This window comes from Paenibacillus assamensis DSM 18201, from assembly GCF_000422445.1.
In the GTDB taxonomy this organism is placed as follows: Bacteria; Bacillota; Bacilli; order Paenibacillales; family Paenibacillaceae; genus Paenibacillus_B; species Paenibacillus_B assamensis.
The window spans coordinates 102,748-125,391 of record NZ_KE383837.1 but is presented as its reverse complement, the minus strand read 5'-3'; the positions used below and the strand labels follow the sequence as shown (position 1 = coordinate 125,391).

Sequence of the window (22,644 nt, the reverse complement as noted above, 5' to 3'; positions counted from 1 at the left end):
ATGAAAGTTCTCGTCATCATTCCTGCTTATAATGAAGAAGCAACGATACATCATGTCATCGATGAGCTTCGAAACTATATGCCCGAAGTAGATGTAGTTGTTATTAATGATGGTTCTACTGACCGTACAGCAGAAATTGCTGAGCGGGCAGGGGCTAAAGTGTTTACTGTTCCTTACAATGTAGGAATCGGGGGCGGTATGCAAATTGGCTATATGTATGCACATCGAATGAATTATGATTACGCCGTGCAGATGGATGCGGATGGTCAGCACTGTGCCTCAGATCTGCCCAAACTAATCGAACATGCTAAGCATCATGATCTTGTGATTGGCTCTCGATATGTGGAGGAGACTTCGTATCAATCATCAAAAATGCGAAGAATCGGCATGATCTTCTTTTCAAACATCATTACTTGGATTACCAAGCAGCGCATTACGGATACAACTAGTGGCTATCGCGTAGCAAACCGACGTGTCATTGCTTTGTATTCATCATACTACCCGACGGATTACCCTGAAGTGGAATCCATCGTTTATTTGAAACGAAAAGGCTGTCGAATTTCGGAGGTGTCAACGGAAATGCGTGCTCGTTTGGGCGGTAATTCTTCGATAACTCCATTACGCTCGGTCTACTACATGACAAAAGTAACGTTGGCTGTACTGATGACTGCGTTACGGTACGAGAGGTGATAGACCGATGAGTATTTATGTACTATCAATAGTAGTTTCCGTACTGTTTCTAATCGGAATATTAGAATTGGTGCGGCGTCAGAAGTTAAAAGAACAGTACTCATTACTATGGATTGGGTTTAGTGTGTTTCTGATTATCGTATCCATCGATGTGCGACTTATTGAGAACATATCGCTCTGGTTGGATGTAAAGTATGCGCCTGCTTTATTGTTTCTGTTTGGCTTGCTGTTCTGCTTTGCGCTTATAATTCATCTCACGGTTGTCATTACAAAGATGTCGAAGCAATTACTTCGATTGACGCAAGAGATTACCATATTGCGAGAACGAGGTGTGACGGAGCGCGATCATGATTAATTATTTAATTTTATTTGCCAATATTATATTACTCGTTACAGGTCAAATTTTGTTCAAGCTGGGAATTGAGAAGGCTGGAGGATTAGTTTGGAACAAAATCATAACTTCTTGGTATGTTATTGGCGGCTTGTCTCTGTACGGTATTGCTACAATTTTATGGTTTGTTGTGTTAAGTAGATTGCCGCTAAGTGTAGCATACCCGCTGCAAAGCATTTCTTATATACTCGGAATTGCAGCAGCCTTCTTTATTTTTAGTGAACCTGTATCACCAACAAAATGGGTTGGGGCGGTGGTTATTCTCATTGGCGTTTATTTGATAGCGAAGTAGCTGATTGATTATGTAATGGGAACAGCTTCATACTCGAACACAATTCCATACGGAATGTAGGAGAGGCCGCAGCTTACTTAAACTAGGAGTGAACGTATGACGTCTTTTTTTAGTATGGATTTTAAAACGAAACGAACATTATCGATTATGGCCTTATTTGTATTTTTATTATCGTCTTTCTTTGTACTGGCGCACCACAATTACTTCTTACTAGGTGATTTGCACAACCCTAACAATGATGACGTAAAATACTTACATAGCGCAAGAGTATTATTAAATGAAGGAACACTCGTATATAACTCTGGAAATGAGCCGTCTGCGTTTATTATGCCAGGAATTTCGATTATACTGGCGGGCTTTATGGCTGTATTCGGAGAAGGTGATGGGGCAATTATTGCTTTTCGTCTTTTTCAATGTATGCTGCAAGCCATATCGATATTTCTTATCTTCTTTATTGCACGCTATACGTTTAATACACGTACCGCATATATTGTCTGTGGTATTAGCATGTTTTACATGCCGGATTATTTCTCTTCAGGTGTTATTTTGTCCGAGACGATGTTCCGTACGGCATTGCTGCTGCTCGTGTGCATCATTATCGTAGCTGTAGAGTCTGGCAAGACATCTTCGTACATATGGATTGGAGTTATCGTTGCATTTCTGGCTTACTTTAAGCCGCATGCTACGCTTTATCCAGCTATATTACTTATTCTATGGTGGATGAACAAAGTGCATTGGCGGGATATGGTACGATATACATTCATAATAGCAGGTACCTATATGGTATTATTGGCGCCATGGTGGATACGCAACATGATTATATTTGACCGTTTCATCTTGTTTACCAATTCAGCAGGCAGCCCATTTTTGCTAGGCACTAGAATTAACTATCAATTGCCGCCAGCGGGCTTCTTCGATGCTTATCCACAATATGATCCGAAGACGATATTTGCAGGTTCAGATGGTTCAGCAGTAAGCAAAGGGTTGGACATTTTAAAATATGGATTTGTTTATGACACTTGGAATTATGTCCATTGGTATACGATCGGCAAGCTGCACAACTTGTACAATATCCCATACTATTGGCGCCCAATATGGCCAATTAGCCGTTCATTTATGAACGTGGCACAAGTGATATTGATGAGTATTAGTGTTATGGGTATGCTGTGGGCCTTCATTCGTATACCTTTCACAAGAATGCTGCCTGTACTGCTGACGTTCGCTTACTTTACTGCTATTTATATGCCGTTTGTGGCGTTCTCACGTTATGGATATCCTACCGTTATCTTCTTATTAATGTTTGCCGCTTTCTTTGTTGATCGACTCCTTGCAGTTGTGCGCAATAAGTAATGACAATACAAAGGAACATATGTAATAAAAAGGGGAAGAACCTTCTCATTCACAATCGATTTTGTGAGGGAAGGTTCTTTTTTTGAAGGTAATCACGTTTTTCGCGTTTTAAAGCAGGGGCCTTATAGGAGAGATATGATAGGTGCCGTTAGCACATGGGGAGAAGCTAACAGCTAGAGGTGAAGGCGTATTAAATAAGATGACAAGCTGCATAGTGGCCGTATCCATGATGGCGGAGGAGTGGCGTTTCTTCCCGGCACCTGGACTGTGCCAATGGACAGCGGGTATGGAACTTACAGCCTGCCGGCGGATTTACTGGGCTAGGTGGATCTCCCTGTAATACGATGCGTTCACGTTTCGCCCGTGGATCTGGAATAGGTACGGCAGATAGTAGTGCTTGTGTATAAGGGTGAAGAGGCCTGCTGAAGCATTCATCTCGTGGACCTAGCTCGACTAACGAGCCTAAGTACATTACCCCGACACGGTTGCACAGATGTTGAACGACACTTAAATCATGAGAGATGAATAAATAAGTTAAGCTGCGCTGTTCTTGCAGCTTGCGGAACAAATTAATGATTTGAGCCTGTATGGAAACATCAAGCGCGGAGAGTGGTTCATCCGCAACAACAAAATCAGGATTTAAAATAATCGCCCGGGCGATTCCGATACGTTGACGCTGACCACCGGAAAATTCATGCGGGTAGCGGTCCATATGGTAGCTGGACATGCCGCATAATGCCAGCACCTCTGCTACCCGTTCAGCAACCTCTTCCTGTGAACATAATCCGTGTTGGATTAATGCTTCTCCAATCGCGTCACCAATGCGAATCCGAGGATTTAAGGAACTGTACGGATCCTGAAAAATAAATTGCAGCTTCGGTCTCAATCGGCGCATATCTGACTTAGATAGCTCATGCAAATCTTGTCCTTGATATTGAACGGTACCATCAGTCTTATCACTTAGACGAAGCAGCGTTCTGCCAAGTGTACTTTTGCCGCTGCCTGATTCGCCAACTAATCCGAATGTATCGCCTTTATTTATAACAAAGCTCACATCGTCCACGGCTTTGACATGGCCGTTTGTACGCTGAAGCAGCCCTGTTTTCACAGGGAAATACTTTTTGAGCCGATCAACGACGATTAGCTGCTGCTGTGTGCTTGGTACCATCATGAGCCGCCTCCTTTTCAATCAGCCAGCACGCTAATTTATGACCTTCACCAACCGTTTGCAAATGTGGTCTGCTTGATCGGCATTTGCTAGTTGCATAATCGCATCGTTCATAAAAGGAGCAGTAATCCCCGATTTCCAGCGGATGAGGAACTTGGCCAGGAATCGAATACAATGTCTCTTTGTGACTGTGTAGAACGGGCTTGGAACGAAGCAAGCCTTGCGTATAAGGATGCTTCGGGTTATCGAATAGTTCAATGACGGGTGCTTGCTCTACGATCTTGCCAGCATACATGACGATGACATAGTCAGCCATCTCCGCGACAACGCCTAGATCATGTGTAATAAATATGATGGACGTACCATGCTCCTTTTTAATACGCCGCAGCAAATCAAGAATTTGGGCTTGAATCGTTACGTCTAGTGCAGTAGTAGGTTCATCTGCAATAAGCAGTTGAGGACGGCAAGCGATCGCCATCGCGATCATCATACGCTGGAGCATACCCCCACTTAATTCATGCGGATACGCATCGAGCATCGATTCTGGACGTGCAATGCCGACTGAACGAATCAGCTCAATGGCTTTTGTTATTGCTTCCTTTTTCTTCAAGCGCAAATGTTCCTGCAACGGTTCTATCAATTGTCTACCGATGGTCAAAACAGGATTAAATGAACTCATCGGCTCTTGAAAGATCATGCTCAATTGATTGCCACGAAGCCGACGTAGTTGTTGTTTGTTCAATTTGTTCAATGATTGATCGGCCAACCTGATATCACCTGTAACTTGACAACCCTCTGATTCTGCCAATAAACCCATTAGAGCAAGTGCAGTTACGCTTTTGCCGCATCCTGATTCTCCGACGATACATACCGTCTCGCCAGCTTTCACTTGAAAGCTAATATCGTCGACCGCTTTCACCGTTCCGCCAGCTGTAGGGAAGTGAACTTGCAGTTGCTTGACTTGCAGTAGTGCTTCATTTGCTAGTGCATGCTGTAAAGGGAGATTCATATCCACTACCGCCTTTCCTGCTTCGGATCAAGTGCATCTCTTAATCCGTCACCGAATAAATTGATGGCGATGACGGTGGCGAAGATCGCTAATCCTGGCGGAATCCAGAGCCATGGGCGTTTCTCAAAATCAATAAGTGTATTTGCTGCATCAATCATATTTCCCCAAGTAGGTGTGGGAGGCATGACACCAAGCCCGAAATAGCTGAGTGTTGACTCGCTAAGAATGGCGCCACCTGTACTTAATGTAGCTACAACAATAAGAAGCGGGAAAATATTTGGCAGCAAATGCGTGAAAAGCTTGCGTCGATCGTTTAGACCAAGTGCTTCCGCAGCTTGCATAAAGTCTCGTTCGCGTAAACTAAGCAATTCTCCGCGAACGAGGCGTGCTAAACCCGGCCATCCGACAACACTCAGCATTAGCATAACGATATATAGTCGATAGTCGGTAGGCACTTTCCATTCCGACAAGATGGCCCCAATAATGAATAGCAATGGCAAGTTTGGTATTGTCATTAGCAGATCGGCAATTCTCATAATGATTTGATCAACGATTCCCCGATAATAACTTGCGATGGCACCAAGTACAGTCCCAATGACTACGGATAGAATCATCGAAACAAGTCCAACAGTGAGCGATATTCTTCCTGCTTGCAGCAGCCTTGTTAATACGTCGCGGCCAAGATGATCGGTACCTAGCCAATGTGCAGCACTTGGTGCCTGATTCATAACAGCCAAGTTTACTTTCCCTGATGCATAGGGAGAAAACAGGGGAGCAATAAAGCATGCGGCAAACATCACGATAATAAAGATGAATCCGAGCATAGCCGTTCGATTGCGGCGCAGTTTTTGTATCGACTGCCGCCATAACGATGATCGTTCGATAATGGCAGTAGGTTGTGCAGGGGATATCGTTTGCTCAGGAGCAAGCTGTTCAATGGCTGTAGACATCTCTCATACTCCTTTCTATAGTCGTACTCGTGGATCAGCCAGTCTGTACAACAGGTCAGAAATAAAGGTTCCAATTACGGTAAGTATCGCAATTAACATCGTGAAGCCCATTAGCAGCGGATAATCACGCATCGTAAATGACTGCATGTACAATTGCCCGATGCCAGGCCAGTTGAAAATTTTCTCAATGACAATGGAACCACCGAACAGTGTTGGCAATTCAAATCCGATTAAAGTGATAGCTGGCAGCATAGCATTGCGCAGGGCATGGCGATACAATACGATTCGTTCTTTCAAGCCTTTAGCACGAGCTGTACGCACATAATCTTGTTTCATCGCCTCAAGCATATGAGAGCGGAAATAGCGGGTCAGTGACCCTGTTCCGAGCAACGTAACAATTAAGACGGGCAGGATCATATGCTCTGCTACTTCTATAATATAAGCCCAACCTTCCGCATTGCTTCCAGTCGTAATCATTCCTCCTGGAGGCAGTATGCCTGCATCAACGGCAAACAGCTTAATAAAAAAGAGCCCAATGAAGAACGAAGGAATCGACATGGCCGCAAATATAAAGATCGTGACGCTCTTGTCAAAAATAGAGTGGGACTTATAAGCACACAGCACGCCCGCTACAACCGCGATAAACCATGTAAGAAAGGTGGATGCGGCTGCGAGCAGGAAGGAGTTCCAAATGTAATGGTTAAACAGTGTCATAATTGGCTTCTGATGCTGTAAAGAATAACCAAAGTCGCCTTCCAGTACATTGCCAAGCCATGCTGTATATCGTTCGACGAGCGGCTTGTTAAACCCATAAATTTCACGCAGCTCTGCTTTGCGTTGTTCAGTCATATTCATATTGTTGTCAACGTAGTCACCAGGTGTTAGTGCATATAGAAAAAAGATAAGCATGGACGCACCTAACAGCGTCAGCAGCATATAGATGATTCGGCGTATGACGTAAGTGCTCATGAAGATGCCTCCTGTTAGTAAGGTAGGGACGGTACCGCTTAGGTATCCGTCCCATTCCTTTCTTATTCAATGCTTGTCAGCGGTAGGCTCGTTGCGATTCCGCGGTACGGATTCGGATCTAACCCTTTGATGCGAGAGTTGTAAGCGTATAGTAGCTTAGAATAGCTGTAGAAAATATAAGGCGGATCTTCATTCAGCTCTTGATACAGCTTTTTGTAAACTTCTTTTCGCTTTTCAATATCAAGTGTGCTGATGCCCTCTTTAATCAACTGATCGACTTTTGGATTAGAGTAGCCCTTAGCTTCTTCTGTCGTAAATCCAGATACGCCGCTATGTGGATCTAGAAGCATTGGGGTAGAGAAGGAAGCCAAGTCATAGTCGCCGCCATCTACTTTTGCGAGCAAAGCGTTAAAGTCGGCAAATTGTTCCGGTTCAAATTGGATGCCTATAGCAGAGTAGTTTTCTTTGGCGATCGCAATTAATGCATCAGATCCTTTGGATTTGGAAGAAAGATAGCGAATGACAAGCTTCTGGCCATCTTTTTCGCGTATGCCGTCACTGCCTTCTTTCCAGCCTGCTTCATCGAGCAGCGTTTTTGCTTTTTCAGCATCGTAATGGTATGGATTAATTCCTTCTTCCGTGTACGACCAAGAAGTAGGGGAAGTAGGAATATTAGCAACTTGTGCAGAACCTTGGGATACCCCTTCAACAATGGTTTTACGATCTAGTCCGTAGATGAGTGCTTGGCGAAGCTTTTTATCTTTGAAATACGGTTTCTTGTGGTTAATAGAAATGTAGCCGTAGGCGCTTGATGTGTTTAACTTGAGGTTGAGGAAGCCTAGTTTTTGCAGCTTATCTAAATTGTCTTGCGTAGCGGAAAACGCTGCATAATCCTGTTCTCCTGTTTCGATAAATTGGAATGCATCGCCTTCGGTTGTTTTGTAAATAAAGCGTTCGATCTTAGGTTTACCTTTGAAGAAGTGCTCATTGGCCGTGAAGCGAAGTTCTTGACCTGGTAAATGCTTATCCAGCTTGTATGGACCGGCGCCTACTGGCTTCGCGTGAAGCTCTCGAATGTATTCGAGACTGCCGAATTTGTAGTCTTTTCCGTAATAGGCTTTGGAAAGAACTTGGCCGCCTAATGTAAGCAGTGCCGTTGCATTGACTTCATCGGTTTCAATTTGAATCGTTTGCGGATCAATAACTTTAATACCAGCAACGGACGTAGCTTTTCCTTCTTTATAAGCTAAGCCGCCTTTAATATGGCTTGCAAAAATATCTGTTCCGCCATCATAGTTTTTGTCATGCAGGATGGTGAGTGTAAAGGCAACGTCTTCGGCAGTAAGTGGAGATCCGTCACTGAACTTCAAATCTTTATTTAAGTGGAATTTATACGTAAGCTGGTCTTTGGAAATCTCCCATTTATCAGCAAGGTAAGGTACGATTTTCCCATTCTCGTCAACCGTCACGAGTGGAGCAAACAGCACGGAAGCAACGTTTCCGTCATATCCACTTTGATGGAAATGGGGTGTGAAGGCACCGCTTGGTTCTGTCAGACCAGCAATAAAGGTGTCATTGCGCTTTTTTGCGGATTCCGGCAGCTTAGATGGGTCGGAGGCTTGAATAATACCAGTCCCCAGATCGGTCACTTTTGTACTCACTGCTGCTGATGTATTTGTTTGAGCAGTCGAGTTAGCAGTTCCGGCATTTGAATTGGCTGCCGCAGAAGGCGCTGAAGATGCGCTTGGCTTCGATTCATTAGATGTGCAAGCTGTGAACAGCATGGATGAAGCCAGCAGCACGATGAATAGGGATAGTACTTGTTTTTTCATAGGACATCCTCCTTTTGATGAACAACTCGTTCGTTGATGTTAGCAATGTTATTTTATTCCGATTGGAAAAGTCAACAATAGGCCGACATGTTGTTATTTTGCATAAAAGTAGCAACGTCAACTATTATGAAAGCGAATTCAATAATGAATGTGAACGATTTCCATCGGGTTGCTGAAGATGGCTTAGCTTCATTTCGGAAAGAACAATTGCAGCCAATATTCGGGGATATATAAAAGAGGCTATCTCCGAAGCCAATGTACATGACTTTGGGACAGCCTCTTTTCAATGAAAGATGCACAGGTGCAAATTCACGATGCCTAAGGTTGTGCGCTAATTGGCACAATTGTTGTACAGCTTACAGGAACACGAAGTAAATAACAGCTGCCAACACAATGCGATAAATTGCGAATGGAACGAGTTTAACACGATTGATAAGCTTCAAGAAGAAGCGAATCGAGATCAAAGCAAATATAAATGCGCTAATAAATCCAACGATGAAAAATGGAAGAGCGTCAATCGTGAAGTACTTCCAGTTCTTCAATAAGGACAATCCGCTCGCACCAAGCATAATCGGAATGGCCATAATAAAGGTGAAGTCAGAAGCAGCACGGTGGCTCATTCCTAGCAATACACCACCAGAAATTGTCGATCCAGAACGAGAGAAGCCAGGCCATAGGCCGAGACATTGGAACAATCCAGTTCCAAGTGCCTGCTTATACGTGATCTGGTCAACTGTTTCCGCAGAAGGTCGCTTCGGACGAGCATAGTCTGCAATAATCATCAATACAGCACCAATAACGAGTCCAATGAGTACCGTTTCAACCGAGAATAAATACTCATCAATGTAATCCTCGAACAATACGCCTAGCACACCAGCTGGGATTAAACCAACTAATACTTGAGCAAGCGTTAGTTTTGGTCCATTTTCTGCACCCGGCATATTTTTCTTCAAGCCGAGCAAGTTCAAGATCCGATCTTTAAATACGACTACAACGGCTAGAATCGAACCGAGCTGAATGACGACTTTGAAGGTATTCGCCACCGGCGGAGAGAATAACTCTTTAGAATGAAGTAAAAAGTCATCTACTAGTATCATGTGACCTGTAGATGAGACTGGGGCGAATTCCGTCAAGCCCTCTACAATGCCCAGTATAAATGCCACAAATAATTCCCACAAATTCAACAATGTCACGCTCCTACATCACGAGATAAAAGTTCACATAGGCACTATTATACTGTTTTTTTTACAGAAACGGTAGTGATAGAAAGGATAGCTAACAATTGTATGAGATTGGTAATGGAAGAGGGGGATAATACGGATAGTAGAGATTTTTTTCGGAATCTGAACAGAATTCGTGGACATTTGTCATTATAGCGCCTACAATGTTGCTAATGAATGATCATGTCGCAGTATGTTCTCTACAAAGGGGATGTCCTATGGAACAGATTATTGAAGTAAAACAACTTACGAAAGCGTTTACTTACTACAAGAAAGATACTGGTATTATCCACTCGTTTAAAAATCTTATTCACCGTAATACACTAACTAAAATGGCTGTTGATCATGTAAGTTTCTCTATCCGTCAAGGAGAAATGGTAGGGTTTCTTGGTCCAAATGGGGCAGGGAAGTCAACCACTTTGAAAATGCTTTCGGGTATTCTTCATCCAACTGGTGGCTCCGCAACGGTTATGGGTTATACTCCATGGAAACGACATAAAGACTTCAAACAGCAATTCTCCATCGTCATGGGACAAAAAAGTCAACTTTGGCCAGACCTTCCTGCAGCAGATTCCATCTACTTAAACAAATGCATTTACCAAGTTGAACAAGATAGTTATCAACGAACGCTAGACGAACTAACTGAAATGCTAGGTGTCCGAGATCTATTGCATGTTCAAGTTAGAAGATTATCGTTAGGTGAACGGATGAAATTGGAACTGATCGCATCCTTAATCCATCGTCCGAAGCTGCTCTTTTTGGACGAGCCAACGATTGGTCTTGATTTACTTGCTCAAAAAGCAATCCGGCAATTTTTACGACATTATAATGAACAAACGAATGCGACTATCATATTAACAAGCCACTATATGAAAGATATCGAAGATCTTTGTCCTAGAGTCATTCTGATCCAAGGTGGTCGTATCACATATGATGGAGAACTTCAGCAAGTTAACGCTGAATATGGTGATAAACGCATTATGAAACTACAATTCCATGAGCATGTTGAGGGAGCGAGACTGCTGCCATTTGGAAATGTACTGCATCATGATGGTACAACAGCAGTAATTGAATTAGATTCTGCCAATATTGCAGATTCTTCACGTCAGTTGTTGGAACTGCTGCCTGTCTCGGATATGCTAATCGCTGAGATCGGTGCTGAAGAAGGCATTGAGGCTTTATTTCAGAGGCAGTCATGAAAAATACCAACCAATATACTGTCATATTTCGCTTCGGCCTCCAGCATGCGTTGGAATATCGCTCGAACTTTTTTCTATCTCTCATTAGTGCATTCGTTCCAGCGGTCGTACAATATTATATTTGGTCTACTGTCTATCGGAGTTATAGCGATTCAACTTTGTTTGGCTATTCCTATGAGCAGATGATCGCCTATACCATTCTAGCGGCAGTAGTATCCAAACTTGTCATGACAAATATGGAGCATGCGGTATCCAATGATATTAAGACAGGGGGTTTGAATCGTTATTTGATTCAGCCAATCAGCTATTTTGGCTTTCGCCTTTGTCATTACTTCGGTCAGAAGCTGCTCTATATAATTGGCTTTATCGTCATTATTACGCTCATCCTCTTCGTTTCACCAGCATCCCGTCATCTAGAGCACGAGCCTGAACGAATCGTTATTTTTATCTTATCGATCGTCATGGCAATGGTTATTAGCTTCCTTCTTTCTTTCGCTGTTTCTGCCATTGCATTTTGGCTAGCTGACATATCCTATTTCTTCGTTGTAACGTCTTTAGTTATTAATATTGTCAGTGGAGGGATGTTTCCTCTTGAGTTATTTGGTGAAGGTTTCCGATCCGTTATATCCGTACTCCCGTTCTATTACATGATTTACTGGCCAGTAAATGTGTGGACAGGCATTATACCGGCTTCAGAGTTATGGCTAGGTTTGCTGATACAGCTAGTCTGGAGTGTGGTGTTGGGTGGTGTGGCTTATACAAGCTGGAAGCTGGGATTCAAGCGATATTTGGGTTTAGGAGGTTGAGCGATGATACATTGGTCAGAAGTGAAAAGGCATTTGCACATCCTCCGTCTTTTTGTCAAATACTCGCTAATGAGTCAAATGGAATATCGCTTTAACTTCATTACAGGCATTGTAGCTGAGGTTGCATTTCTTATTGCGAAGCTGTTATATGTATTACTCGTTTTCAAAACGAATCTTCATATTGATGGTTTGTCACCCGATGTGATATTGATGTTTTTGGGCGTTCATTTTGTTTTTACAGGTATTTATATGGGGTTCTTTTTTCAAAACTTCTTACTACTAGGCCAAACGATACGCGGCGGCGCACTTGATATGATGATGACCAAGCCTATATCGCTTCAGTTTCTAGTATCCTTACGACATATCGATTTAGGGATGGCATTTCCTAATGTAATAACAGGCATCGTGTTAATTACAAAAGGCTGGAATGCATCTTCTATAATGTGGACGTGGGAGACAGTGGTTGGCTTTATCGTCTTTTTGCTCGTCGGTGTTATATTGACCTATTGTCTTATGATCATTCCTTCGCTCTTGTCCTTTTGGTTACTAGACACAAGTGCAGCAGCCGAAATATCGTATGCGTTATGGGATGCCAACAATATGCCGGCTAGTCTTTACCATCGCGCTATTCAGCATATTGGAACATTCATACTGCCGTTTTTCTTGATTACAAACTATGGTCCATTGTTTGTATTGGGAAAGCTATCGGCGCTCCAGTTAATTTGGGCCTTGGCAGCACCGGTGTTGTTTTTCTTCCTTATTCGAACCGTTTGGAAATACGCACTTCGTCAATATAACAGTTCCAGCTTATAACTTGTCTAGTGAGCGACTAACCAATATGCAGCAGCATTTCGATGGAGGTGTATAGAAGGATGACGAGCTACATTGCAGAAAACCCTCTTCATTTGGTTAAGCCAGCTTCATCCATCGCACTGTGGTATGCCAACATGAATGATGACCAGAGGTGGAATACGAGCAAATATTTCCCTGTCTTACACGATCCCGTGCAAGCCAAGCTAGTCATTCAGCAGGAGCAGCAGTTGCTCTGGATTGCTGAGAGCGAAGATACAGTGTTGTTCCATCATCAGCCTGAAGATGAATTTGTAGCTTATGTTGAAATGGTGCGAGGACAAGGAACGCTGCCACATATTCAGATGTTGCATCTCGGAGAATCAGATTTCGACGCTGTACAGCATAGTCAGGATAAGGAGCTTATCCTTCTTCCTTTTCTATTAACGGAGCAAGTACGACAATGGTCACACGAGAAAGGCTGGAAGTTGCGCTATGACGATGCTGATTATGTTCGAAGGCTAAATGATAAATATCAGGTTCGGAGATTTGTCGAACAGAATGGCTTTGCTGTTACTAAGGGCTATTTTTGCCATACGCCTGAACAGTTAGAAGAAGCTTATCATATGATTCGAACGCAAGGATTTACTCAAGCGGTACTCAAATCCCCATACGGTTCATCTGGGAAAGGTTTATCTGTCATCGATAGCGAGTTGGCATTTCATAAGCTGCTTGCTTTTATTCGTAGGCGGGCTGCTGCGTTTGAGCTTTTGCTTGAGGCGTGGCACCCGATCAGACGTTCCTTGAATGCCCAAATTTCTATTCAGCCTAATGAAGTACATGTGCTGGCGATTACAGAGCAGCGCATTCAGGAGCGTGGAATCTACGTAGGCACGGACTATGCGCCGCAAATCTCAGCAGCACTGCGAGAAACTTATGAGAACGAAATGCTCAGATTAGGTCATCTGCTTCAGCAGCAAGGATATACAGGGGTAATTGGCGTAGATTCGATTGTTGATGAATTAGGAGATTTGTATCCGATAATCGAGATTAACGGCCGATTTACGCAAGTGACTTATTTGCTGCCATTTGTGGAGTCTCAACTTCATACGTATGCTTTTGTTGAAAGTCGATATATAAAGGTAGATGCCGAGCGTAAGTATACATTTTCCGAAATGAAAGCAGTACTTGATGAGGCACTTAAGCCGGATATTCGTCACCGCTACGTTATCTATACGTATGCTGCTTATCAACATGCTGAACGATGGCATTATAGAGTGTTCCTTCTGTTTTTGGGACAAGATGCTGATTCCTTTCATCAAATGATTGCTCGTTTTGAGCGGTTTACACTTGCTTCTGTGGAGGGAGTGGAAGGAAAATGAGTGCATTTGTTACGTTGTTAAGCGCAGCGAATTCCTTAGGTATTTATGTTCCAGCCAAGCTGCTCCAGCATCAGCTGCGAGCGAGAGGGCTGCAAGTTCAAATAGAAATGTTGGAGCAATTGTATCCAACGGTGACGCGTGACAGCATCCCTCGTTACCGCAAAGCTTTCCACCAAAGCTTTCGAGTCGCAAAGACAGGCTATCACTTGGCAAAAAATCTGGGCGATACGTTGGAGACTTCTAAAGTAGAGGTGTTGCTTTCTAAATGGAAGGATGAAGGCAGAAAGCATTTCATTGTGATGACGGGCTTTTGGATTCCTGTTATTGAGCGTTATAAGGAGATAATGAGTAACACGTCTTCTCTTACAATCCAATTGATACGACTTGATGCAGGAGAATCTGCCTCTTATGCCGTGCATAAAGGGCTCGGAGATGATTATCGCAATGTATGGATGTTCGAAGGGAATGAGAAGCAGCAGTTGTGCCGGCAGTTAATGGTAAGCAGTGAAGCACCATTACCATTTGAGTCGCGTGCTGATCGCTATACGATTCATGGTGGTGGGTGGGGAATTGGCACCTATCAAACGATAATCGATCCAGCACGCCAACAGCAGCTTGCATTAAATGTAATCGCTTACTATGTGGATGACATTCCTAATCATCGCGATCTTCATCGCTACTATATGATCGATCCGAAGTGGAATCCTTGGGACATCGACGAACATGGTGATCATCGTTTCCCACCATTTGCGGAAGTTAACGAGCAAGGGACTGTTGAGTTTGAATCAAGCAGCAGCCGCGCTTATCCCGAAGTATTCGATCTTATTCGCAACAGTCGTGCTGTTATTAGCAAGCCAGGTGGTGCGACTTTAGTAGACTCTTTATCTGCGGCAACGCCCATTATCATGTTGGAACCGTTCGGTAGCCATGAGGAAGCGAATATGAAACTATGGGAATCTGCAGGATTCGGCATTCGTTATGAGCAGTGGAAGGAAGCAGGGTTTTCAATTGATTTGTTAAGAGAATTGCATGACAACTTATTACGAGCACGCGAAAAGACGGTAGATGTTGTAGAAGAACTTATTGTCAGTTTACACGTACCAATAAACTAAATAATCCCCTGTCAGCGGCGTAAGATTAAGCAGCCATGAAAGGAGGTGAGGATGAAAGAGACTGCAATTCGGATGTGACGTAGTATCGTTCGTTGACTTGTCAGTAACATGTAGTTCAACCAACCTACTTTTATGATGAGGAGGAGATACGAGATGGCAATCCAGATAAACAAAGAAGGGATACCGTCTGTAATCAGCACGTCAACACCTCGATGGATATGGCTCCAATTGTTGGAAGCATGCAACTTGCGCTGCAAAATGTGTTATGAATGGGGCGATAATGGTGCTTATAAAGAAAGGCCAGTACTTGCTCAATTAGACATCAATGTTGTAAAGCAAATTATCGAGGATTGCAGTCACGCGAAGCCGTACTATGATTTGTTCGGTGGAGAGCCTTTAATGTACAAGCATTTTGATGAGGTGCTTGAAACGTTAAAGTTTTATGGCAGTCAGGTGGCCTTTCCTACCAATGGCACCTTGCTGGAAAAGAAAGCGGAGATGATTATCGAGCATGGGGCTCATCGTGTCTGGGTTTCTATGGATGGTCCAGAAGAAATCAATGATGCGCAGCGGGGCCCAGGTGTATTTAAGAAGGCTAGACGGGGCATTGAGAAATTATTTGACTTGAGGGAAGCGAAAGGCTTGGAGTTTCCTAAAGTAGGAATTATCTTCATCATTACCCCATTAACGTATATGCACGTTGAGCGGTTGTTCTTCGAGCACATTGACATTAAGAAGCTGGATCATATTAGTCTTGAATTCCAGTCCTTTATTACTCCTGAAGATCATGTGGAATACCGCAATATTTTGAAAAACAACTTCAATCTAGACACGAACGCGCAAGTTTCCAATGGATTCGTTCGTCCATTGTCTGAATTTAGTCAGATGGACAAGGCGGAGTTATCTCGCCAAGTACGAAATATCGAGCGCTACTGCCAAGAAAACGGTGTCTACTTCAATGCCTACCCTCAAAATATGACCGAGGATACGATCGACCTTTATTTCAGCGGCAACAGTCATGAATTGTCGCATGCGAAGAAGCGGTGTGAGTTTCCTTGGCTCAGCACGGAAATTAATGCGCGCGGCGATGTTACCTCTTGCCATGCTTTCTACGACCTTACTTTAGGAAATGTATATGAAGAGCGCCTTTTAGACATTTGGAAAGGGCCTCGCTACAAGGAGTATCGCAACTACTTGAAACGCAATTCGTTTCCGATTTGCCAAGCGTGCTGCTTGAATTTCAAAACGAAGACGGAGAAATAAGATGAGTAGTATACAGATCGATGGTGTCGGTGTTCTTCGTATTGGCGTGCTTGGATGTGCTCGGATCGTGGGGCGAGCGCTGATTCAACCTTTACGAAGTGTGCCTAATTTAACGGTTCATGGGATTGCTAGTCGTTCTCTTGAGCGTGCTCAGCAATTTGCTTCGAAGTATGTCATACCTCATGCGTACGGCAGTTATGAGCAGTTGTTAGCTTCACCAGATATCGATGTGGTCTATATTGCTTTGACCAATGAGCAGCATGTGGAGTGGGTAATACGTTCTTTGCAAGCAGGCAAGCATGTGCTGGTTGAGAAGCCAATGTGCCTGACGATGAAAGAGTATGACCGCATTGCAGCGGAACAATTACGAAGCGGTCTTTACGTATTGGAAGGTGTTATGATCCAACATCATCCATGGCAATCGACAGTGAAAAGGTTTGTTGATTCTGGTGAGTACGGTGAGCTGCATGCCGTGGGCATGAATCTCAGTGTTAGAGTGGAACGAGAGGGAACGGATGATTATCGTATGTATCCAGAGCAGGGCGGTGGAGCTTGGTATGATTTTGGTACGTACTGGCTTCAAACGCTTCAAGCTATTGTTGGATTGAATATGGCACAAGTTGAGGCTAGTTCTGATTTTGATGGGCCTAATCGTACAGATTGGACATTTCGAGCAAAGGCAACGTATGAAAATGGCTTGGAGGCTACTTTTAAAGGCTCGTTTGAGGAGCAATATGAGGCGAGTGTTGTGTTTCAATTCGAGCACTGCAAAGTTGTGCTGCAAGATATTTTCCGCCCAGGTATTGCGCCTTGTAAGCTGGCGATACATGTAGAGCGCATTGAAAGTGGAGAGGTTGAAAGCATAGCATTTGAGAAGCAGTCCTATTTTTCGAATCAATGGAAGTATTTTGGTGATGTCATTATAAACGGAATTACTAGTGATGCTTTCATTCAGACAGGTGAAAGAGTGAAGGTTCTCGAGCAGCTATATAAACAAGCTCGAATGCTATCAACGACAATCGTTATCGATTAGGAGGAGTCAAGATGAATGAGAAAATTATTACTATCTTAAGTGAAGTAAAAGAAGATCCATCACTATTGCAAACGCTGCAGCCAACTTCAGATATTGTAAATGACGCGGGTCTTGACTCTTTGCAGATGATTAACTTTATGCTAGCGATAGAAGACGAGTTTGATATCCAAATTGACTTTGATACGTTCGACTATGATCATTTATCGTCCATTGAAATTTTTTCAGCTTTCTTACGAGTATCAAAGGCGGCTCAACCACAGACCTAGAGAGATGGGCTGCTTATAATACGTAATCTTCGGAAGGAGGAAGACGGTGCAACCACGTACGCATGTCAAATTTGACCGAAATACGTTTCAAAATGTAAAACGAACGATTCGAAATATGTCGGTGTCTAGAAGAGCACAGCGGCATGATCCTACTTTTGCGCTGGATGTGCCAGATGATATCGGCATTAAGCTGAACAATGGCTGTAACTTACGCTGCAAGCATTGCTTTGAATGGAACAGTGATGGCTATCATCATGATATGTCACGAGAAGTGAAAAACGCAGAAATTGAGTTTGATTTGCTACGCCAATTGTTAAAGGATACGCAGCATCGGAGTTCACGCTTATTTCTATGGGGTGGTGAACCGCTGTTCTATACCAAATTTGAAGCACTAGCAGATTATTTAGCAGAAGATCCTCGTACGACTACGATTTGCACGAATGGATTGCTTATTAAAGATAAATTAGATTCGATCCTAAAAATATCAGAAGGCCTTACATTGCTGATCAGCCTTGAAGGATTTGAGGCAGAAAATGATGCGATTCGAGGTAGAGGAACGTTTCAAAAAGTCGTTGAGCAAATGAATATGCTGCTCGAATTGCAAAAAGCAGGCACGTATAAAGGCCGAATTTCGATCAGCTTGACGATTAACGATGCCATGATCGGGAAGTTGTATGACTTTATGGAATATTTTGAGTCACTAGGCATTGATACCGTATATTTTGTATTCCCTTGGTATATTCCAGAAGATGTTGCCAACAAAATGGATGATTACTATCGCGAGCGCTTCAATTGGCTTGAAGCGGCAAAAATGCAGCAGCGATATAGTTGGCATTCCTTCACATTCCGCGTGTCTGAAGCCAATATCGAGCCGCTGCAAGAAGAGATGAAGCGGATCAATGCGCGAGTGTGGGACAGTCGTATACGTTTCCAACCGGCACTTGAACCAGCAGAAGTGAGAGAATTTGTACTTGGTTCTGAAAAACCTGCCATGAAACGAACACAATGTTTATCCATTTCGAATCGCATCGACATTATGCCGGATGGCAAGGTCAATCCGTGCAAGTTCTTCCCTGAATTTACGCTTGGTGATTTGAGTAAAAATGATCTCCAAGATGTATTCCACAGTGATTCATTCCGACGTCACCGTGAAGTGCTGGGTGAAGGATTAACTCCTGTTTGCTCCCGTTGTGTCCTACTGTATAACCATGGTAGATAAACGGTTTGTCCAAGAGGAGGAGTTAGACGATGACAACCGAAACCGTTCATATTTCTGCGTGGTCTTTGTACCAACCTGATATTGTGCCCATCCGTAATGTGATACGGCAGGCAATAAGAGAGGGGTACGTCTTTACGAGGGACGAGGTGGACTTCAACAAAGAGGGTATATATACGGTTGCGATGGAGAATCATTTGACTCATCTTCAAATGATTGAGCGAGTAGTAGAGCCACTAATTGAAAGATGCAGACAAGAAGGGACTGCGATAGCGGAAATATGGTTCGCCCAAACTTCGATGGTTGCGTGGCATGATCGTAACTTTTTTAAATCAGTATTAGCACGGTGGGGGCTAGAGCATGTACCGATTTATGCATTAGAGGAGTATTCTTGCTCTAGCTTCCATTCGGTGCTCAAAAATGCAAAAATAATGCTTGAGCATGCTCCCAACCAAGCCATCCTATTTATCGGCTGTGATAAAGGAAGACATCCACTTGATTACGTAACGGATTATGTGTTCGTTGGCGATAGTTCTGCAGCCTGTCTGATTGAATACGGAAAAGGAACACATCAGCTTCTTGCCGTAGATTCGAAGCATGATAAAGTCATCTACGATAATGATGAAGAGAAGATTAAGCAGGCCTATCAATTGTACTATTTGCATATTAGGCAATTTATAATCCGAATGATTAAGCAGAACGGATTAAAGGTTGAAGATATTAAACTTGTACTTTGCAACAACATGCCCAACTTCGTATGGGAAACGGTGGCTCGGACTACAGGCATTCCACTCACTAAATTTTATAGACCTTCCTTGCATACTGGCTGCCACATGACGAATTCAGATGTTCTATTTAATTTAGAGCATGCTGTAACGCACGAAGCAATTGCTCCTGGAGACTATTATTTCTCTTTAACAACGGGGACGGGCGGAAGCTTCGGATGTGCGCTGCATCGGTATTGTCCACCCAATCATTCTGATGAGATGCAGGGGGATTACTAATGGTGCAAGAGCTTTCCTCACGTTTATTTCTAAGCGATCTTTCCATAAAGAAACCTAGTAGCTTTAAGACATTTGAGCAGTGCGACGAAGCGATGGAATACGAACTCGATAAGATGGCTAGTGAGAGGGAGCATTTGTTCCAAGCATCAGGGGTTCCGCCTTTATGGCCTCCAGCTGCGGACGGTCATATTCATGCGCATCATTCTAGTTCTAGCAATACAAGCGGATCTATGGTAGCAACGATAGCTGCCCCTGTTCTCGTACCAGCCTTTCATGAACAGCCGTACGATGCAATAGGTGAGGAGGCCGTTCAATCGGGGCGATATAATGACGCATCCTATTTGTGCTACTGTCATGAAACCGTTGTTCCAGCTATCATTTATATGCCTGGCTTTCAGCTTGCACAAGCGCTGGGGCATGCACGTACAGTTCCATTAGCGATTGGTCAGCATGGCAGTCTAGCATGTATTTTAGGTTTTCGATGGCTGGAACGCATGCTGCTGAATGATAACTCAAGTCACGCGGTGCTTGCGATTATTGACCAGACGGTCTATCCATTCAGCAGACGTCATTGGAATGGATATTTGAAAGCTGATCTGGCTATGTGGTGTCGTGTATCCTCGCAGGACGGTGAATTTGAAGTGCTGTCCTATGAGAGCAAGCCTGCTTATCTAGCAACCGATATGTTTGATTGGACAAGCGAAGATTACGACCAAGCTATTCATGGCTTAGTACAACAATTAGAATTGTCGATGAATCAGGGATTATATATGCAGTCGGATCTCCTAATTGTACAGCATGTCTCTTCAAAATGGATAAGCCAGGTTGAGCGTATAGCTGCACAAACAGGTATCTCTCTCTATCAGAGATCAGAATGGACAGAAGTGAACGGCCTTGGAAGTGATCCCTTTTTGACGCTTCAAGAAGCTGTTGCGATGGGTGTATTTGGACATGGTCAAACTGCTTTGCTCGTCTTTGCTAGTGTTGATTATGGAATAGGGCTCGTACGCATAAAAAGGAATATTGAAGCAACTGGCAATGAGTCGTAAATGTGTAGGTTCCATCACTCCTTATAGAGGGGCATGATAAATGAAACCTAATGGCAGCCATGGAATTCATAGTACAAGAGCTACAAAAGCTACAAGAGCTTATTTCAACCACAATGCGGCTAACCGCTTGTGGTTTTTTGTTGCTCATTCATACAAAATTATCTAATACAAAAATTACAATTTACAAAACTTTTGGACGTTTTATGCATCTAACAGGTATACTCATATTTATGTGTAAACGTGGATTCTAGATGGCAAGGTGATGTTAGTTATGTTAGTAGAGAGATGTAAGAGTATATCTATACTGACAAAATGAATCTCGAATTACATAACCGTGGAAAATAGATTATAAATTGGATGGTGGTAGCTGAGGACATGATTTATACAGACTGGCTATACTGGTTATTCGTACTTGCAACCGTAATTTTATTTTATGTTGTGCCTTATCGAGTAAGACCGTACATCTTATTCGCAGGTGGAGTTACATTTTATACGTATTATGCAGGCTCCTTTATATTCTTGCTTTTAAGTGAAGTCATGATAGCACTGCTGCTCATTTATTGGGCGAGTAAGAAGTCTAACAAATGGATATACCCAGCAGCTATTATAGGGACTGTCTTTGTACTAGGTTATTTTAAATATAGCGGCATGCTAATTGAAACCTTGCAGGAGCTATTTTCGTTTATGAATCAGCCGTTTCTACCATCGGTAGAACAATTGATTTTGCCCTTAGGTATTTCTTATTTCACATTTGAGTTAATTCATTATTTGGTGGAGCGCAAGCGAGGCAATCTTCCTGAACATAAGCCAATTGGATTGCTGGCGTTCATCTTCTTCTTCCCGACGATGGTAGCAGGTCCAATTAAGCAGTTCCAAGTATTCTTTCCGCAGTTGCAGGCTCGCTTCCAATGGGAGAATCTCCCGATTGGTATTGGGCGTATCGGAATTGGGTTATTTAAGAAACTTGTTCTAGCAGAGAGTATTAAGGTCCTAGCAGCACCTATTTATTCGGAGACTGGAATCGCACAGTCAGATCTGTCTACACTGTGGATTGCACTTGTTGCTTATACATTCGTCATTTATTTCGACTTCTCAGGGTATTCAGACATTGCGATCGGTACGGCTCGATTGTTCGGTATCGTGGTACCGGAGAACTTCCGAAACCCATATATGGCACGCAGCATTGCGGAATTTTGGAATCGTTGGCATATCTCGCTCGGGGCATGGTTGACACGTTATGTGTATTTCCCGCTTGGAGGCAGCCGAGTATCGCAGCCACGCGTGTACGTTAACTTGATGTGCACGATGACGGTATCAGGATTATGGCATGGTGCAGCATGGAACTTTGTCGTTTGGGGAATGTTCCACGGGGTCATGCTTTGTATTCATCGATTCTTTATCAAACAAGTTAAGCCCAAGTTCCCGCCTGTTCCAAAATGGTTGAAACCTGGGACTACCGTATTATCGATCGGGATTACGTTCTTTGGCGTCACGATAAGTAGGGTCTTTTTTGTTTTACCAATTTTAGCAGGATGGGATTTAACACTGCGGTTGTTCGGTTTTAAATAATCATTCTACATTTCGTTTGTTTGTTATGAAGTCACATGCTGTATATACAAGTAGAACACGTAAAACAATGGACTAAAGGAGTGAA

At 43.2% G+C, this 22,644-nt stretch carries 22 protein-coding genes; 16 read left to right on the top strand and 6 right to left on the bottom strand.

Features of this window, described 5'->3' with window-relative positions:
- From H580_RS0114825 to H580_RS24405, 4 genes are all read left to right on the top strand, one after another.
- The gene (locus H580_RS0114825; RefSeq protein ID WP_028595469.1) at window positions 1–690 is read left to right on the top strand and encodes a glycosyltransferase family 2 protein; all 690 of its coding nucleotides are present in this window, start codon (window positions 1–3) and stop codon (window positions 688–690) included.
- A gap of 7 nt (window positions 691–697) precedes the next feature.
- Window positions 698–1,045, top strand: a complete 348-nt coding sequence (locus tag H580_RS0114820; RefSeq protein WP_028595468.1) for a DUF2304 domain-containing protein — start codon at window positions 698–700, stop codon at window positions 1,043–1,045.
- On the top strand, window positions 1,038–1,373 hold the full coding sequence (locus H580_RS0114815; RefSeq protein WP_036605332.1) for an EamA family transporter: 336 nt from the start codon (window positions 1,038–1,040) through the stop codon (window positions 1,371–1,373). Before H580_RS0114820 ends, H580_RS0114815 begins: the two co-directional genes overlap by 8 nt.
- A gap of 96 nt (window positions 1,374–1,469) precedes the next feature.
- Entirely contained in the window at window positions 1,470–2,723 is a 1,254-nt protein-coding gene (locus tag H580_RS24405) for an ArnT family glycosyltransferase (RefSeq protein ID WP_036605427.1), read from the top strand.
- A 190-nt stretch (window positions 2,724–2,913) separates the two neighbouring features.
- Here H580_RS24405 and H580_RS0114805 read toward each other — a convergent pair whose 3' ends face one another.
- The 6 genes from H580_RS0114805 to H580_RS0114780 all read right to left on the bottom strand — a co-directional run bounded on the left by H580_RS0114805 (window position 2,914) and on the right by H580_RS0114780 (window position 9,835).
- On the bottom strand, window positions 2,914–3,894 hold the full coding sequence (locus H580_RS0114805; protein ID WP_028595466.1) for an ABC transporter ATP-binding protein: 981 nt from the start codon (window positions 3,892–3,894) through the stop codon (window positions 2,914–2,916).
- Window positions 3,854–4,900, bottom strand: a complete 1,047-nt coding sequence (locus tag H580_RS24400) for an ABC transporter ATP-binding protein (RefSeq protein ID WP_051217535.1) — start codon at window positions 4,898–4,900, stop codon at window positions 3,854–3,856. Before H580_RS24400 ends, H580_RS0114805 begins: the two co-directional genes overlap by 41 nt.
- Before the next feature lie 5 nt (window positions 4,901–4,905).
- Window positions 4,906–5,850 (bottom strand): oligopeptide ABC transporter permease, encoded by a 945-nt coding sequence (gene opp4C, locus H580_RS0114795; protein WP_028595465.1) that lies wholly within the window; start codon window positions 5,848–5,850, stop codon window positions 4,906–4,908.
- A 15-nt stretch (window positions 5,851–5,865) separates the two neighbouring features.
- Window positions 5,866–6,819 carry an ABC transporter permease gene (locus H580_RS0114790; protein ID WP_028595464.1) on the bottom strand — a complete coding sequence of 318 codons (954 nt, stop codon included), beginning with the start codon at window positions 6,817–6,819 and terminating at the stop codon, window positions 5,866–5,868.
- A gap of 62 nt (window positions 6,820–6,881) precedes the next feature.
- Window positions 6,882–8,651, bottom strand: coding sequence for an ABC transporter substrate-binding protein (locus H580_RS0114785; protein WP_028595463.1), 1,770 nt, complete (start codon window positions 8,649–8,651; stop codon window positions 6,882–6,884).
- Window positions 8,652–9,007: 356 nt separating this feature from the next.
- Window positions 9,008–9,835: an undecaprenyl-diphosphate phosphatase gene (locus H580_RS0114780; protein ID WP_028595462.1), complete on the bottom strand. Its 828-nt coding sequence runs from the start codon at window positions 9,833–9,835 to the stop codon at window positions 9,008–9,010.
- Between the two features lie 254 nt (window positions 9,836–10,089).
- Between H580_RS0114780 and H580_RS0114775 the strand changes: the two genes are divergently transcribed.
- From H580_RS0114775 to H580_RS0114720, 12 genes are all read left to right on the top strand, one after another.
- Window positions 10,090–11,070, top strand: a complete 981-nt coding sequence (locus tag H580_RS0114775; protein WP_028595461.1) for an ABC transporter ATP-binding protein — start codon at window positions 10,090–10,092, stop codon at window positions 11,068–11,070.
- Window positions 11,067–11,876 (top strand): ABC transporter permease, encoded by an 810-nt coding sequence (locus H580_RS0114770; RefSeq protein WP_028595460.1) that lies wholly within the window; start codon window positions 11,067–11,069, stop codon window positions 11,874–11,876. Before H580_RS0114775 ends, H580_RS0114770 begins: the two co-directional genes overlap by 4 nt.
- A 3-nt stretch (window positions 11,877–11,879) precedes the next feature.
- Entirely contained in the window at window positions 11,880–12,689 is an 810-nt protein-coding gene (locus H580_RS0114765) for an ABC transporter permease (RefSeq protein ID WP_028595459.1), read from the top strand.
- 59 nt (window positions 12,690–12,748) lie between these two features.
- Entirely contained in the window at window positions 12,749–14,047 is a 1,299-nt protein-coding gene (locus tag H580_RS24395; protein WP_051217484.1) for an ATP-grasp domain-containing protein, read from the top strand.
- Window positions 14,044–15,159 carry a hypothetical protein gene (locus H580_RS24390; protein ID WP_051217483.1) on the top strand — a complete coding sequence of 372 codons (1,116 nt, stop codon included), beginning with the start codon at window positions 14,044–14,046 and terminating at the stop codon, window positions 15,157–15,159. Before H580_RS24395 ends, H580_RS24390 begins: the two co-directional genes overlap by 4 nt.
- Window positions 15,160–15,312: 153 nt before the next feature.
- Window positions 15,313–16,422 carry a radical SAM protein gene (locus H580_RS0114750; RefSeq protein WP_084509260.1) on the top strand — a complete coding sequence of 370 codons (1,110 nt, stop codon included), beginning with the start codon at window positions 15,313–15,315 and terminating at the stop codon, window positions 16,420–16,422.
- A 1-nt stretch (window position 16,423) separates the two neighbouring features.
- Window positions 16,424–17,455 carry a Gfo/Idh/MocA family protein gene (locus H580_RS0114745; RefSeq protein WP_051217482.1) on the top strand — a complete coding sequence of 344 codons (1,032 nt, stop codon included), beginning with the start codon at window positions 16,424–16,426 and terminating at the stop codon, window positions 17,453–17,455.
- Between the two features lie 11 nt (window positions 17,456–17,466).
- Entirely contained in the window at window positions 17,467–17,721 is a 255-nt protein-coding gene (locus H580_RS0114740) for a phosphopantetheine-binding protein (RefSeq protein ID WP_028595456.1), read from the top strand.
- A 46-nt stretch (window positions 17,722–17,767) separates the two neighbouring features.
- A complete protein-coding gene (locus H580_RS0114735) occupies window positions 17,768–18,940 on the top strand; it encodes a radical SAM protein (RefSeq protein WP_028595455.1) in 1,173 nt (390 codons plus the stop codon).
- A 29-nt stretch (window positions 18,941–18,969) separates the two neighbouring features.
- Window positions 18,970–19,941, top strand: coding sequence for a 3-oxoacyl-[acyl-carrier-protein] synthase III C-terminal domain-containing protein (locus H580_RS0114730; protein ID WP_028595454.1), 972 nt, complete (start codon window positions 18,970–18,972; stop codon window positions 19,939–19,941).
- Entirely contained in the window at window positions 19,941–20,990 is a 1,050-nt protein-coding gene (locus H580_RS0114725; protein WP_028595453.1) for a hypothetical protein, read from the top strand. Before H580_RS0114730 ends, H580_RS0114725 begins: the two co-directional genes overlap by 1 nt.
- A gap of 375 nt (window positions 20,991–21,365) precedes the next feature.
- A complete protein-coding gene (locus H580_RS0114720) occupies window positions 21,366–22,559 on the top strand; it encodes an MBOAT family O-acyltransferase (RefSeq protein WP_028595452.1) in 1,194 nt (397 codons plus the stop codon).
- Window positions 22,560–22,644: the final 85 nt, after the last annotated feature.